The sequence below is a fragment of the Nocardioides ginsengisegetis genome (genome assembly GCF_014138045.1).
Taxonomy (GTDB): Bacteria; Actinomycetota; Actinomycetes; order Propionibacteriales; family Nocardioidaceae; genus Nocardioides; species Nocardioides ginsengisegetis.
The window spans coordinates 3,515,452-3,529,921 of the sequence record NZ_JACGXA010000001.1; the positions used below are offsets into that span (position 1 = coordinate 3,515,452).

Annotated in this window: 14 protein-coding genes; 8 read left to right on the forward strand and 6 right to left on the reverse strand. The window is 71.4% G+C overall.

The genetic code is table 11. The features are described from left to right. The first annotated feature begins 46 nt into the window (after positions 1 to 46). From zwf to eda, 3 genes are read left to right on the forward strand one after another with little or no spacing between them, the layout of a single operon-like run. A complete protein-coding gene (zwf, locus tag FB382_RS16980; RefSeq protein ID WP_182540893.1) occupies positions 47 to 1,552 on the forward strand; it encodes a glucose-6-phosphate dehydrogenase in 1,506 nt (501 codons plus the stop codon). Next, on the forward strand, positions 1,549 to 3,417 hold the full coding sequence (gene edd / locus FB382_RS16985; RefSeq protein ID WP_182540894.1) for a phosphogluconate dehydratase: 1,869 nt from the start codon (positions 1,549 to 1,551) through the stop codon (positions 3,415 to 3,417). Before zwf ends, edd begins: the two co-directional genes overlap by 4 nt. Then, the gene (eda, locus tag FB382_RS16990) at positions 3,401 to 4,039 is read left to right on the forward strand and encodes a bifunctional 4-hydroxy-2-oxoglutarate aldolase/2-dehydro-3-deoxy-phosphogluconate aldolase (RefSeq protein WP_182540895.1); all 639 of its coding nucleotides are present in this window, start codon (positions 3,401 to 3,403) and stop codon (positions 4,037 to 4,039) included. The genes edd and eda overlap by 17 nt, the downstream gene beginning before the upstream one ends. A gap of 60 nt (positions 4,040 to 4,099) precedes the next feature. Here eda and FB382_RS16995 read toward each other — a convergent pair whose 3' ends face one another. Together FB382_RS16995 and FB382_RS17000 are read right to left on the reverse strand one after the other, a co-directional pair. After that, entirely contained in the window at positions 4,100 to 4,453 is a 354-nt protein-coding gene (locus FB382_RS16995; RefSeq protein ID WP_343055648.1) for a hypothetical protein, read from the reverse strand. Further along, positions 4,450 to 5,037: a DNA-3-methyladenine glycosylase I gene (locus FB382_RS17000; protein ID WP_182540896.1), complete on the reverse strand. Its 588-nt coding sequence runs from the start codon at positions 5,035 to 5,037 to the stop codon at positions 4,450 to 4,452. The genes FB382_RS16995 and FB382_RS17000 overlap by 4 nt, the downstream gene beginning before the upstream one ends. Positions 5,038 to 5,109: 72 nt before the next feature. Here FB382_RS17000 and FB382_RS17005 point away from each other — a divergent pair, with 72 nt between their 5' ends. Further along, positions 5,110 to 5,430 (forward strand): metalloregulator ArsR/SmtB family transcription factor, encoded by a 321-nt coding sequence (locus FB382_RS17005; protein ID WP_182540897.1) that lies wholly within the window; start codon positions 5,110 to 5,112, stop codon positions 5,428 to 5,430. Next, positions 5,427 to 6,410: a TIGR03086 family metal-binding protein gene (locus tag FB382_RS17010; protein WP_182540898.1), complete on the forward strand. Its 984-nt coding sequence runs from the start codon at positions 5,427 to 5,429 to the stop codon at positions 6,408 to 6,410. Before FB382_RS17005 ends, FB382_RS17010 begins: the two co-directional genes overlap by 4 nt. Positions 6,411 to 6,426: 16 nt before the next feature. Here FB382_RS17010 and FB382_RS17015 read toward each other — a convergent pair whose 3' ends face one another. Continuing rightward, a complete protein-coding gene (locus tag FB382_RS17015) occupies positions 6,427 to 7,143 on the reverse strand; it encodes a flavodoxin family protein (RefSeq protein WP_182540899.1) in 717 nt (238 codons plus the stop codon). 130 nt (positions 7,144 to 7,273) lie between these two features. On the opposite strand from FB382_RS17015, the gene FB382_RS17020 reads away from it, so the two are divergent. Then, a complete protein-coding gene (locus FB382_RS17020) occupies positions 7,274 to 7,636 on the forward strand; it encodes a TfoX/Sxy family protein (RefSeq protein WP_182540900.1) in 363 nt (120 codons plus the stop codon). 7 nt (positions 7,637 to 7,643) lie between these two features. Here FB382_RS17020 and FB382_RS17025 read toward each other — a convergent pair whose 3' ends face one another. Genes FB382_RS17025 through FB382_RS17035 form a run of 3 tightly spaced genes read right to left on the reverse strand, consistent with a single transcriptional unit; the run spans position 7,644 to position 12,313 of the window. After that, entirely contained in the window at positions 7,644 to 8,639 is a 996-nt protein-coding gene (locus tag FB382_RS17025) for a pirin family protein (protein WP_182540901.1), read from the reverse strand. Positions 8,640 to 8,658: 19 nt separating this feature from the next. Beyond that, entirely contained in the window at positions 8,659 to 11,043 is a 2,385-nt protein-coding gene (locus FB382_RS17030; protein ID WP_182540902.1) for an FdhF/YdeP family oxidoreductase, read from the reverse strand. A 49-nt stretch (positions 11,044 to 11,092) separates the two neighbouring features. Further along, positions 11,093 to 12,313 (reverse strand): homogentisate 1,2-dioxygenase, encoded by a 1,221-nt coding sequence (locus FB382_RS17035; RefSeq protein WP_182540903.1) that lies wholly within the window; start codon positions 12,311 to 12,313, stop codon positions 11,093 to 11,095. 79 nt (positions 12,314 to 12,392) lie between these two features. Here FB382_RS17035 and FB382_RS17040 point away from each other — a divergent pair, with 79 nt between their 5' ends. After that, positions 12,393 to 13,268 carry a hypothetical protein gene (locus tag FB382_RS17040; RefSeq protein WP_343055649.1) on the forward strand — a complete coding sequence of 292 codons (876 nt, stop codon included), beginning with the start codon at positions 12,393 to 12,395 and terminating at the stop codon, positions 13,266 to 13,268. Next, positions 13,265 to 14,467: a fumarylacetoacetase gene (gene fahA, locus FB382_RS17045; protein ID WP_182540904.1), complete on the forward strand. Its 1,203-nt coding sequence runs from the start codon at positions 13,265 to 13,267 to the stop codon at positions 14,465 to 14,467. The genes FB382_RS17040 and fahA overlap by 4 nt, the downstream gene beginning before the upstream one ends. The last annotated feature ends 3 nt before the right edge of the window (positions 14,468 to 14,470 follow it).

Sequence of the window (14,470 nt, forward strand, 5' to 3'; positions counted from 1 at the left end):
CTTAGTAGTGCTTGTAACGATCCAAACTTCCTGAGACGGTGGACGCATGGACCAGACCGCCACCCCGCACGCGATCCCCTCCGCGTGCGACTTCACCGTGTTCGGCGGGACCGGAGACCTCGCGCTGCGCAAGCTGCTGCCGGCCCTCTACCTGCGCGACCTCGAGGGCCAGCTGCCCGCGGACACCCGGATCGTCGGCGTGTCCCGCGCCGAGCTCGACGACGACGGCTACCGCGCCGAGGTGCGCGCCGCCCTGACGACGCACGTCGCCCCCGAGGACCTCACCGACCCCGCGGTGGACCGCCTCCTGGCGCGGCTCCACCACCTGACCCTCGACGCCCACGAGCCCGACGAGTGGCACCGGCTGCACGCGCTGCTCAAGGACCGTCCCGACCACGAGACCGCCGCCCGTGTCTTCTACCTCGCGGTGGCCCCGTCCCTCTTCGGCGCCATCTGCGACAACCTCGAGGCGATCGGGGCCGTCAACGACGCCGCGCGCGTGGTGCTCGAGAAGCCGATCGGCCACGACGTCGCCTCCGCGCGTGCCGTCAACGACGCCGTCGGCCGCGTCTTCGCCGAGTCGCAGATCTTCCGGATCGACCACTACCTCGGCAAGGAGAGCGTCCAGAACCTCCTCGTCACCCGCTTCGCCAACACCTTCCTCGAGCCCATGTGGAACTCCCACTGGGTCGACCACGTGCAGATCACCGTTGCCGAGGAGCTCGGTGTCGGGGAGCGCGGGGGCTACTACGACCACGCCGGCGCCCTGCGCGACATGGTCCAGAACCACCTCCTGCAGCTGCTCTGCCTGGTCGCCATGGAGCCCCCGTCGCACATCGGCCGCGAGACGGTCCGCGACGAGAAGCTCAAGGTCCTCCAGGCCCTCAAGCCGATGACCGCCGAGGGCGTCGACCACGACACCGTCCGCGGCCGCTACACCGCCGGGCTCGTCGACGGGGTCGCGGTGCCGTCGTACGCCGACGACCTCGGCCCCGAGGGCGCGCCGGGCAGCCGCACCGAGACCTTCGTCGCGCTCCGCACCGAGGTGCAGAACTGGCGCTGGGCCGGCGTGCCGTTCTACCTGCGCACCGGCAAGCGGATGGACCGCCGGGCCTCGGAGATCGTGGTCGTCTTCAAGCCGCCGCCGCACGCGATGTTCCCCCACAGCGAGGGCACCACCGAGCCCAACCGGCTGCACATCCACATCCAGCCCGACGAGGGCATGCGCCTGCACCTGACGGCCAAGGAGCCCGGCCCGGGCGGGATCCGGCTGCGGCCGGTCTCGCTCGACCTGAGCTACGCCACGACCTTCGAGCAGCGCAGCCCCGACGCCTACGAGCGGCTGCTCATGGACGTCATCAAGGGCAACCCCACCCTGTTCATGCGCCGCGACGAGGTCGAGGCCGCGTGGACGTGGGTCCAACCGATCCTCACCCGCTGGGCGACCTCGCCCGACCGGCCCAAGCGCTACCCCGCCGGCACGAGCGGGCCCACCGCCGCCGCGACTCTCCTCGAGCGCGACGGCCGTTCCTGGCAGGAGTCCGACCAATGAGCCAGCTCCACCCCACCCTCGCCGAGGTGACCACCCGGATCGTCGAGCGCAGCGCGCCGACCCGGACCGCCTACCTCGACCGGATCCGGCAGGCCGCGGACCGCGGTCCCGCCCGCGGCCGTCTGGCCTGCGCCAACCTCGCGCACGGCTTCGCAGCCTCCGACGCCCCGGCGAAGCAGGCGCTGCGCGGCCGCACCAAGCCCAACGTCGCGATCGTGTCCGCCTACAACGACATGCTCTCGGCGCACCAGCCGTTCGAGGCCTTCCCCGCGGTGCTGAAGAAGTCGGTGATCCGCGCCGGCGGCATCGCGCAGTTCGCCGGCGGCGTGCCCGCCATGTGCGACGGCATCACCCAGGGCCGCGACGGCATGCAGCTCTCGCTCTACAGCCGCGACGTGATCGCGATGTCGACGGCGATCGCCCTCAGCCACGACATGTTCGACGGCGCCCTGATGCTCGGCGTCTGCGACAAGATCGTGCCCGGGCTGCTGATCGGCGCCCTGTCCTTCGGCCACCTGCCCACCGTCTTCGTCCCGGCGGGACCGATGACCTCCGGCCTGCCCAACGGCGAGAAGGCCCGGATCCGCCAGCTGTACGCCGAGGGCAAGGTCGGCCGCGACGAGCTGCTCGAGGCCGAGGCGGCGTCGTACCACTCGGCCGGCACGTGCACGTTCTACGGCACGGCCAACTCCAACCAGCTGATCATGGAGGTGCTGGGGCTGCACCTGCCCGGCTCCTCGTTCGTGAACCCCGGCACCCCACTGCGCGAGGCGCTGACGAGGGCGGCCGGTGAGCGCGTCACCGCGATCACGCCGCAGGGCGGCGAGTCGACGCCGATCGGCGAGATCGTCGACGAGAAGGCGATCGTCAACGCCTGCGTGGCGCTGCTCGCGAGCGGTGGCTCGACCAACCACACGATGCACCTGGTCGCGATCGCCCGCGCCGCCGGCATCGTGCTGACCTGGGACGACCTGTCCGACCTGTCGGCCGTGGTCCCGTCGCTGTGCCGGATCTACCCCAACGGCCAGGCCGACGTGAACCACTTCCAGGCGGCGGGCGGGATCGGCTTCCTGGTGCACACGCTCCTGCGCGCCGGGCTCCTGCACGAGGACGTCCGGACCATCGCCGGGCACGGCCTCTGGCGATACACGACCGAGCCGCGGCTGCGCGGCAGCGAGCTCACGTGGGAGGAGGGGCCCAAGGCGTCCCTCGACCTCGACGTGCTGCGCCCCGCCGACGACCCGTTCGCCCCCGACGGCGGGCTGCGGATGCTGTCCGGTCCGCTGGGCCGGGCGGTCATCAAGACCTCGGCGGTCAAGCCGGAGCACCGCTCGGTCACCGCCCCGGCCGTGGTCTTCGACCACCAGGACGACTTCCTGGCCGCCTTCGGCGACGGAGCGCTCGACGGCCGCGACTTCGTGGCCGTGATCCGCTACCAGGGCCCGGCCGCCAACGGCATGCCCGAGCTGCACAAGCTGACCCCGGCCCTCGGCGTACTCCAGGACCGCGGGCAGCACGTCGCCCTGGTGACCGACGGCCGGATGTCCGGCGCCTCGGGCAAGGTTCCGGCCGCCATCCACGTCACACCCGAGGCCGCCCTCGGCGGCGCGCTCGCCCGCATCCACGACGGCGACCTGGTCACGGTCGACGCCGAGACCGGTCTGCTCGACGTCCACGTGGAGCGGGCCGAGCTCGCCGCGCGGGAGGCGACGGGTGGCGCTCCGCAGGGAGCCGACTGGGCCGGCACCGGTCGCGAGCTCTTCGCGGCGTTCCGGGCCACGGTCGGCACCGCCGACACCGGCGCCAGCGTCTTCCCCGGCGTGGCCGTGCCGCAGCAGGAGGTGCCCCTTGTCCAGCACGCCTGAGAACACTGTGCGCTCGCTGCTCGACGTCGTGCCGGTGGTGCCGGTCGTCGTCGTGGACCGGCTCGCCGACGCCGTCCCGATCGCTCGCGCCCTCGTCGCGGGCGGGCTGCCCGTCATCGAGCTGACCCTGCGGACCCCCGTCGCCCTGGAGGCGATCCGTGCGATCGCCGACGAGGTGCCGGAGATCCTGGTCGGCGCGGGCACGATCGTCACGCCGGGCCAGGCCAAGGAGGCGCTCGACGCGGGCGCACAGTTCCTCGTCTCGCCCGGGACGACCCCGGCCCTGCTGGGCGCGATGCTCGAGACGGGGCTGCCGTTCCTGCCCGGCACGGCCACCGTCTCGGAGGTGCTCGGCGCGCTCGAGGCGGGCCTCACGGAGCTGAAGTTCTTCCCCGCGGAGGCATCGGGGGGTGCGGCGTTCCTGAAGTCGATCGCGTCGCCGGTGCCGGCCGCCCGCTTCTGCCCGACCGGCGGGATCACGGCCGCGACGGCACCGTCGTACCTCGCGCTGCCCAACGTGGGCTGCGTCGGCGGCTCCTGGCTGACCCCGGCGGACGCCGTGGCCGCCGAGGACTGGGCGCGGATCGAGCGGCTCGCAGCGGAAGCCGCCGCCCTCGCCTGACCTCGCTGGGTCGTGCTGCTGAGGGTGCGCCGGAGCGCTCCCTGGGCAGCACGACCCGGGTCAGAGGATGAAGAAGAGCCCGACCAGCGCGGGGATCAGCCCGAGCAGCAGCCACGGCCGGAGCGGGCTCTTCTGGTGGATCAGGAAGCCGGCCGCGACGCCGAGCACGCCGATGATCCCGGCGATCACGTCCACGCCGACCTGCGCACCGGGGCGCGTGGTGTCGAGGTAGATCGCCGCGACGACCAGGCCTGCCGAGAGGTGGCCGATCGTGGTGACCGCCAGCACGGACATCACCCAGCGCTGGACCTGCCCCATGCTCATCCCCGAGGAGGGGCGGGGGGCCGGACGCGGCGCGTTGGGGTCCATCAGGTGCCGCCGGCGTGGCGGCTGCGGGGCCGCGGGGTCGCTCACCCCGCCATTGTCCCCGCTCCCCGGCGGTGGCAGCCCACCAGGTGGGTGTCGACGATGCCGATGGCCTCCATGAGCGCGTACATCGTCGTCGGGCCGACGAACGTGAAGCCCTGCTTCTTGAGGGCCTTCGACAGGGCCAGGGACTCCGGCGACCTGCCCGGCAGCTCGCCGGTGGTGCGTGGGGCGGGCTGCACCGCGGGCGCGAACGCGCGGACGAGCTCCTCCAGGGAGCCGTCCAGCGCCAGGAGGGCCCGGGCGTTGACGATGGTCGCGTCCACCTTGAGCCGGTTGCGCACGATGCCGGCGTCGGCCATCAGCGCGGCGACCTTGTCGGCGCCGTAGGCCGCCACGATCTCGGGGTCGAACCCGTCGAAGGCGGCCCGGAAGTTGTCGCGCTTGTTGAGGATCGTGGACCACGAGAGCCCCGACTGGAACGCCTCGAGGGTCAGCCGCTCGAAGATCGCGGTGTCGCCGCTGACGGGCATCCCCCACTCGGTGTCGTGGTAGTCCTGCATGACCCCGGGCGTCGCGCCCCAGGGACAGCGGGCGATGCCGTCCTCGCCCGTCACGGGTCCGCTGCTCATGTCCTCATCCAAGCAAACCCCTCCGACGCCGCTCGTTTGCACAATGCGTTAGTCGCGACTAACGTATTACGCGTGACCGACGCCCTCTCCGCAGCCGCCGAGCCGACCCGGCGACGCATCCTGCAGATCCTGGCGTCGCACCCGCTCACCGTGAGCGAGATCGCCGCAGAGTTCACCGTCACCCGGTCGGCCATCAGCCAGCACCTGCTGCTGCTGGCCGAGGTGGGGCTGGTGGACGCGGAGAAGGTCGGGCGGCAGCGGATCTACCGCGTCCGCCCGTCCGGACTGCGTCAGCTCCAGGCCGAGATCGACCGCTTCTGGACCGACGAGCTCGACCTGCTCGTCGCCGACGCCCACGCCGTGCACCCCAACCCGCAAAGGAACGAACGATGACGTTCGCCAAGACCGTCCAGCTGCCCGTCGACATCGACGAGGCCTTCGCCCTGGTCACCCAGCCCGAGCGCCTGCGCCGCTGGCAGACCGTGTCGGCCGTCGTCGACCTCCGGGTCGGCGGCGACTACCGCTGGACCGTGACCCCCGGCCACATCGCGACCGGCACCTACCGCGAGCTCGAGCCCGGCAAGCGGGTCGTGTTCGGCTGGGGCTGGGACGGCAGCGCCGACCTCCCCGGCGACTCCTCGACCGTGACGATCACCCTCGAGCCGAGCGAGGGCGGCACGTCGGTGACGCTGGTCCACGAGGGCCTCACCGCCGAGCAGGAGGTGGGCCACGCCGAGGGCTGGAACCACTTCCTCGGCCGCCTCGAGCAGGCCGCCGCCACCGGCGACGCCGGTGCCGACGAGTGGGCCGCCGCCCCCGCGAACCTCGACCAGCTCGTCGCCGCCGAGGCCACGCTGGCCGTGCTCCAGCCGGTGCTGCGCAACCTCACCAACGAGGACCGCACCAAGGCCACGCCGTGCTCCGAGTACGACTGCCATGCGCTGGCCGAGCACCTCTTCGGCTCGCTCACCGGCCTCGGCCGGATGGTCGGCGCCGAGGTCGTGAACCCCGACGAGGGCTCGCTGGAGAACCGGGTCGCGGTGATGGCGGAGCAGGCGATCAGCGCGTGGCGCGCCCGCGGCCTCGAGGGCGTCGTACCCGGCCCGGGCGGCAACGACTTCCCGGCCGCCCTGGCCGTGAACATCCTGTCGCTGGAGTTCCTGCTGCACGCGTGGGACTTCGCCCAGGCGACCGGCCAGAAGCTGGCCGTCTCGGACGAGCTGGCGACCTATGTCCTCGGCCTCGCCGAGCAGGTCGTCCCGGGCGCCCGGGCCGGCGGCGCCTTCGCCGACGAGGTCGACGCCGCCGCGGACGCCTCCCCCATGGAGCGCCTCGTGGCCTACACCGGCCGCCGCCCGCTCGCCGCAGCCTGAGCGACGCGTGCCGCGGTCAGCTGCGGTACTCCGGGTTCTCCCAGCCGAAGCGGGTGCCGGCGTTCCACTCGGAGCGCTGGTTCCCGTAGCCCGGCACGCCGCCGGCGTCCTTGAGCATCTTGGCCAGGTGCATGAGGTTCCACGTCATGAAGGTTGTGTTGCGGTTGGTGAAGTCGTTCTCGGGCCCGCCGCTGCCGGGGTCGAGGTACGACGGTCCCGGGCCGGCCTCGCCGATCCAGCCGGCGTCGGCGTTCGGCGGGATCGTGTAGCCGATGTGCTGGAGGCTGTAGAGGACGTTCTGGGCGCAGTGCTTGATGCCGTCCTCGTTGCCGGTGATGAGGCAGCCGGCGACGCGCCCGTAGAAGAGGTACTGGCCCTTGTCGTTGAGCATCCCGCTCAGCGCGTAGAGCCGCTCGATCACCTTCTTGGTGATGCTCGAGTTGTCCCCCAGCCAGATCGGGCCCGCGACCACCAGGATGTCGCTGTCGAGGATCTGCGGATAGATGTCGGGCCAGGCGTCCGTCGCCCAGCCGTGCTCACGCATGTCGGGATAGACGCCGGTCGCGATGTCGTGGTCGACCGGCCGGATCACCTCCACCGTGACGCCCTGCTTGAACATGATGGCGGCGCTGGCGTCGACCAGGCCCTCGGTGTGGCTGAGCTCGGGGCTCTTCTTCAGGGTGCAGTTGAGGTAGGTGGCCTTGAGGCCGCTGAAGTCGTGCTCGTCGGTCATGGACCCACTGTCCTGCCGGTGATCGGCCGGCACAACGGACCAATGTGACCATGTGGTGACCACTGAGGGTGACCAGGACCGATGACAGCGCCGGCCTTGCGAGGACGGCCGGGAGTGGAAGGATCCGGACATGAAGATGCCCAGGCACACCGACGAGGACAAGGCACGCTTCCGTGACCTCGTGCCCGAGGGCCCGGGCGTCGAGGTGAAGCCCATGTTCGGCAGCCTCGGCGCGTTCGTCAACGGCAACATGTTCGCCGGGCTGTTCAGCCCGAACATCGGCGTGAAGCTCGACCCCGAGTCGCTCGAGGAACTCCGCGGCATCGAGGGCAGCGGGCCCTTCGGCCCCGCGGAGCGCCCGATGGGCGGCTACCTCTCGCTGCCCACCTCGTTCACCGACGAGCAGGCGAGCGCATGGGTCGAACGTGCGCGTGAGCACGTCGCGACGCTCCCGCCCAAGGTGAAGAAGCCCAAGCCCGCCAAGAAGGCCTGAACCTCGGTCAGCGACGTTCCTTCAGCCGCGCGTTCGGGAGCTCGGGCGCGGGGATCGGGGGCAGGTGGTCGCCCACCACGATCCCGAACCGGCCGTCGGCCATCTCCTGGGAGTCCGGGACCACGCGGCCGTCGCGGGTGAGCTGGTCCTGCCACTCCTGCCGGAAGCCCGCGATCTCCTCGTGGGTGCGGCCCACGAAGTTCCACCACATCACGATGGACTCGCCGAACGGTGGCCCGCCGAGGAGCAGGACCCGGGCGGGCTGCTCGCGGGCGGCGAGGGTGAGGCGGGTGCGCCCCGGCGGCACGTAGGCCAGGTCGTGCTGCTTGACCTCGACGCCGGCCACCTCGACGACGCCGGTGTCGACCAGCACGCCGTGCTCGAAGGCCTCGTCGACCTCGAGGTCGACGCTCCCGCCCGGCTCCAGCAGGATCTCCGCACCCAGCAACGGCGTGTAGGTCGGCACCGGCGACGTGTCGCCCAGCAGCGAGCCGAGGAACACCCGCGCCTCCCACCGGTCCCCCGACACGGGCTCCGGTGCGTGGTGGGCGAAGCCGGGCTCGGTGTCCCGGTCACCGTCGGGGAGGGCCACCCACAGCTGGGCGCCGTGCAGCTCGGTCGTGTCCGGGGTCGACACCTCCGAGTGGCTGATCCCACGCCCGGCGGTCATCAGGTTGACCTCGCCGGGACGGACCAGCGCGTGGTTGCCGGCGCTGTCGCGGTGCTCGATCTCGCCGGCGAACAGCCAGCTCACGGTCTGCAGCCCGGTGTGCGGGTGCGGCGCGACGCTCATCCCCGCGCGGTCGGTCACGTCGTCGGGACCGTAGTGGTCCACGAAGCACCACGCGCCGATCAGGGAGCGGTCGCGCTGGGGCAGGGTCCGGCGTACGTGCATGGCACGGGGACCGCCCAGCGGCACCTCGCGCGGCGTCAGTATCTGGACGCCATGGGGAGAGCCGCTCGCGCAGCTGAGCTCGTCCGGGTCGTCCTCGAGGTTGCTCACGGCTCCATTGTGGCGCGGGTCAGCTCAGGTGGTCCGGCTCGACATGGCGCTTCTCCTCATCGCCACGACCCTCCTCGGACGCCTCCGGCTCCTCCACCTCGGCGCGCCCCACGGCCGGCAGCTCGGCGGCGTGCGGCTCGAGCCGCACGACCACGGACTTGAACGCCGGCTGGTTGCTGCCCTCGGCCTTGGAGTCGAGGGGCACCAACGCGTTCGCCTCGGGGTAGTAGGCGCCGGTGCAGCCGCGCGGGGTGTCGTAGGAGACCACCCGGAACTTCGGCGCCATGCGCTCGGTGCCGTCCTGCCACTCGCTGACGATGTCGACCATCTGGCCGTCCTCCAGACCCAGCGCCACGATGTCGTCGGGATTGACGAAGACCACCCGGCGGCCGTTCTTGATGCCGCGATAGCGGTCGTCAAGGCCGTAGATCGTGGTGTTGAACTGGTCGTGCGAGCGCATCGTCTGCAGCAGCAGTCGGCCCTCGGGCACGTGCAGCACCTCGGTCGGGCTGACCGTGAAGATCGCCCTGTCCTTCTCCGTGGGGAACGTGCGGCTGTCTCGCGGGGGGTGCGGAAGCACGAACCCACCAGGCTGGTCGACCTTCTCGTCGTACCCCGCACAGCCGGGCACGACGCGAGCGATCCGGCGCCGGATCTCGGTGTAGTCGTCGCGGAACGACCGCCACGGCAGGTCATGGCGGTCCCCGAGGGTGGCCAGCGCCATCGAGCAGATGATGTCCACCTCGGACTTGAGCTGCTTCGACGCCGGCTTCAGCGGTCCCTGCGAGGCGTGCACCGAGCACACCGAGTCCTCGACCGTGACCCGTTGCGACCGACCGCCGGTGAGGTCCTTCTCGCTTCGGCCCAGGGCCGGCAGGATCAACGCCTCGCGCCCAGTGACGACGTGGGAGCGGTTGGGCTTCGTGGAGACGTGCACGGTGAGGTCGGCCTGACGCAGGGCGTCCTCGGTGACGGCGGTGTCGGACATGGCCGAGACGAAGTTGCCCCCCATGCCGAAGAAGACCTTCGCCCTCCCGTCGCGGAACGCCTTGACGGCGGCCACGGCGTCGAAGCCGTGCTCGCGCGGCGGCTCGAAGCCGAACTCGTCGCGCAGCGAGTCGAGGAAGTGGCCGGGCGGCCGTTCCCAGATCCCCATCGTGCGGTCGCCCTGGACGTTGGAGTGGCCGCGCACCGGGAACAGGCCGGCACCGGGCTTGCCGATGTTGCCCTGCAGGAAGGCGAGGTTGGAGATCTCCTTGACGGTCGCGACGCCGTTGCGGTGCTGGGTGATCCCCATCGCCCAGCAGATCACTGTCTTGCTGGAGGCGGCCAGCATGCGGGCGGCCTCCTCGATCACGGCACGGGTCAGGCCGGTGGAGCGCAGGACCAGGTCCCAGTCCAGGGCGCGCAGGTGGTCGGCCCAGGCCTCGAAGCCGTAGGTGTGCTGGTCGATGAAGTCCCGGTCGAGGTGGCCACCCTCCAGCAGCAGCGCCGAGAGGGCCTGGAAGAGTGCCAGGTCTCCGTTGATCCGGACGGGCAGGTGCAGGTCGGCCATCTCGGTGCCGTGCCCGACGACGCCCTTGGCTTTCTGCGGGTTCTTGAAGCGGACCAGCCCCGCCTCCTTGAGCGGGTTCACGGCGATGATCTTCGCGCCGTTCTTCTTTGCGATCTCCAGGGCGGTCAGCATCCGTGGGTGGTTGGTGCCGGGGTTCTGCCCGGCGATGATGATCAGCTCGGCGTTGTGGACGTCCTCCAGGGTCACGGACGCCTTGCCGATCCCGATCACCTCGGCGAGACCCACCGACGTCGATTCGTGGCACATGTTGGAGCAGTCCGGCAGGTTGTTGGTTCCGAACGCGCGGGCGAACAGCTGGTAGGCGAAGGCGGCCTCGTTGGAGGTCTTGCCGGAGGTGTAGAACACCGCCTCGTCCGGGCTCGTCAGGCCGTTGAGGTGCCGCCCGATCAGCTCGAAGGCGCCGTCCCACGTAATGGGCTCGTAGTGAGTGGCGTTGACGCGCTTGACCATCGGCTCGGTGATCCGACCCTGCTGGCCCAGCCAGTAGTCGGTCTTGCCTGCGAGCTCCTCCAGCGAGTGCTCCCGGAAGAAGTCCGCGTCCACCCGCCTCAGGGTGGCCTCCTCGGTGACCGCCTTGGCGCCGTTCTCGCAGAACTCCGCGGTGTGCCGGTGCTCCGGGTCGGGATCGGGCCAGGCGCAGCCCTGGCAGTCGAACCCGTCGACCTGGTTGAGCTTCAGCAGTGTCTGCGCCGTGCGGACGGGGCCCATCTGCTCGAGTGCCCTCTTCATGCTGACCGCGACCGCGGTCACCCCCGCGGCCGCATGGGCCGAGCCCTCGACCTCCAGCTCAGACTCGTCGATGTCCTGGCTCGGCGGCTTTCGGCTCATGCCCCCATCCTTACCCCGTGGTCAACAACCGATGCGCCGGGGAGCCAGCTCAGCTGTTGCTGAACACCGCCGGGTTGTCGCCACCCTCCGGGCCACGGCCCGCCCACGTCCAGGCGTACGCCGGGTCCTCGGCCGCGACGCCGGCCTCACCGAGGTCGAGCGGGGCGAAGGTGTCGACCATGACGGCCGACTCGTCGAAGTACTCGGCGCCCAGCGACGCCTCGATCGCGGCGGGCTGCGGACCGTGGGCGTGGCCGCCCGGGTGCAGCGAGATCGAGCCGATGTTGATGCCCGAGCCCTTGCGCGCCTCGTAGTCGCCGCCGACGTAGAACATGACCTCGTCGCTGTCGACGTTGGAGTGGTAGTAGGGCACCGGCACCGCCAGCGGGTGGTAGTCGACCTTGCGGGGCAGGAAGTTGCAGATCACGAAGTTGTGGCCCTCGAAGACCTGGTGGACCGGCGGCGGCTGGTGGATCTTGCCCGTGATCGGCATGTAGTCGTCGATGTTGAACGTGTAGGGGTAGAGGCAGCCGTCCCAGCCGACCACGTCGAAGGGATGGGTCGCGTAGGTCATCCGGGTGCCGACGATGCCCGCCGCGGTGCGGTGCTTGACCAGCACCTCGACGTCGGTGGCGTCGGGATCCTCGGCGAGCAGCGGCCCCACGGGCCCGTGCAGGTCGCGCTCGCAGTAGGGCGCGTGCTCGAGCAGCTGTCCGTAGCGGGAGAGGTAGCGCTTGGGCGGGGCGATGTGGCTGTTGGCCTCCACGGCATAGAGCCTGCTCGGCTCGGCCGGGACCCAGCGGTGGGTGGTCGCGCGCGGCACCATGACGTAGTCGCCCTGGCGGTAGGCCAGCGTGCCGAACACCGTCTCGACGGTGCCGCTGCCGGTCTCGACGTACACGCACTCGTCGCCGATCGCGTTGCGGTAGAGCGGGGAGGCGTCGGTGCCCGTCACGACGTAGGCGATCCGGACGTCGTTGTTGGCGAGCACCAGCCGCCGACCGGTCACCGCGTCGGGCTCGGTCTCGAGGGTGTGCAACGTGAGGTGGCGCGGCTTGAGGGGATGGTTGGGGGTGCGGGTCTGGTCGGGCAGCTCCCACACGTCCGCGCCGACGATCGCCGACGGCACGCCCCGGTGGTAGAGCAGCGAGGAGTCGGAGGAGAAGCCCTCCTCCCCCATCAGCTCCTCGTAGTAGAGCCGTCCCTCGGGGTCGCGGAACTGTGTGTGCCGCTTGGGGGGGACCTCGCCGACCTGCCGGTAGTGCGCCATGGTGCCAGTCTGCCTGTTCGCCAGTTGTCCGATAATCGAACGATTCGTCCGCTATCTGCCTGCTGGTTAGAGTAGCCGCGTGACCTCCACTCTGGAACCCGCCTGGGCCGGACTGGTCGACGACGCGGCCATCTTCCCGCCCGCCGAGACACCCCTCGCCGACGCCGTGGCGGCGTACGTCGATCGCCGCGGGCACTGGTCGGCACCGTTCGTGGCGTCGTTCGTGGTCACCGACGTGAGGCTCCCCGAGGTCGGCGCCTCGGTGGTCGAGCCCGTCGAGATCCCGGTGTCGGTCGTGGTGACCGGCGGCGCCGGTGCGATCGCGGGCGCCCTGCGGCTTGCCGGCAAGCACGACCACCGGGTCGTGGGGCTGGAGATCGCGCTGCGGGACCTCGACGACCTGCCCGGCAACGCCCGTCGCGTGGTGGCCGCGGTCGACGCGGCCCGCGACGAGGGCCTGATGGACGACGACACCCCGGTCTTCCTGGAGCTGCCGCACGCAGGGTCGACGGCCACGTGGCTGGCGGCCGCGGACGTGGCAGCCGAGCGCGAAATGCGGCTGAAGTTCCGGACCGGCGGCCTCGAGGCCCACCTCTTCCCCGCTGCGCACGCCCTTGCCCGCTGGATCGACGCCGCGCTGGACCGTGAGACACCGTTCAAGTGCACCGCCGGGCTGCACAACGCGGTGCGGCACACCGGCCCGGCAGCGGACGGCGGCTTCGAGCACCACGGCTTCCTCAACGTGCTGCTCGCGACCCGCCGCGCCTTCGACGGCGCCGGGCTCGACGACGTCGTCGCGACGCTGGAGGAGCGCGACGGCGCGACCCTCGCTGCGGCCGCCCGCGAGGAGGACCTCGCCGGCGCACGGCGCTGGTTCACCTCCTTCGGGTCGTGCAGCGTCACCGAGCCGCTCGACGACCTGATCGCCCTCGGACTCCTGGAGGACCAGTCATGAGCACCGCCACCTGGGTCGAGGGCGCCGCCGGCTCCCTCTTCGATGTCGACAACCTGCCGTGGGGCGTGTTCTCGCGACCCGGCGAGGACCCGCGCGTCGGCGTCCGGATCGGCGACCGGGTCCTGGACCTCGCCCCGGTCGCGGCCGCCGAGATGCTCGACGTGCACCACGTCTTCCAGGAGTCCTCGCTCAACGCCCTGATGGCCGAGGGTCGCGCGGTCCGCACCTCGGTGCGCCGCTGGCTGACCGGGCTGCTCACCGACGAGACCGAGCGCGACCTGGTCGAGCCGCACCTCGTGCCGCTCGCGGACGTGACGATGCACCTCGCGATCGAGGTCGCCGACTACGTCGACTTCTACGCCTCCCTCGACCACGCCTCCAACGTCGGCCGGATCTTCCGCCCCGACCAGGAGCCGTTGCTTCCCAACTGGCGGCACCTGCCCGTCGGCTACCACGGGCGCTCCGGCACCGTCGTCGCCTCGGGCACCCCCGTGGTCCGGCCGTGCGGGCAGCGGAAGGCCCCGACCGAGGACACCCCCACCTACGGCCCCAGCCGCCGCCTCGACATCGAGGCCGAGCTCGGCTTCGTCGTCGGCACGCCGACGGCCATGGGCGACCGGGTGGAGGTCGACGCGTTCGCCGACCACGTCTTCGGGGTCGTCGGGCTCAATGACTGGTCCGCGCGCGACATCCAGGCCTGGGAGTACGTCCCGCTCGGGCCGTTCCTGGGCAAGTCCTTCGCGACCTCGATCAGCCAGTGGGTGACGCCCGTCGAGGCGCTGGACGCCGCCTGGGTCGACCTGCCCGGCCAGGACCCGCGGCCGCTGGACTACCTGTCCCCCGACACCGCGCGCGGGCTGGACATCGACGTCGAGATCGAGCTCAACGGCGAGGTGGTCAGCCGCCCGCCGTACCGCTCGATGTACTGGTCCCCGGCGCAGATGCTGGCTCACATCACGGTCAACGGCGCCTCGCTGCGCACCGGCGACCTCTACGGCTCGGGCACGATCAGCGGCCCCGACCGCGACCAGCGCGGCTCCTTCCTCGAGCTGAGCTGGGGCGGGACCGAGCCGTTCGCCGGAGGCCACACGTTCCTCGAGGACGGCGACGAGGTCGTGCTCCGCTACACCGCCCCCGGCACGTCCGGCGGCCGGATCGCGCTGGGCGAGGTCACCGGGCGGATCGAACCCGCCCGGTAGAAC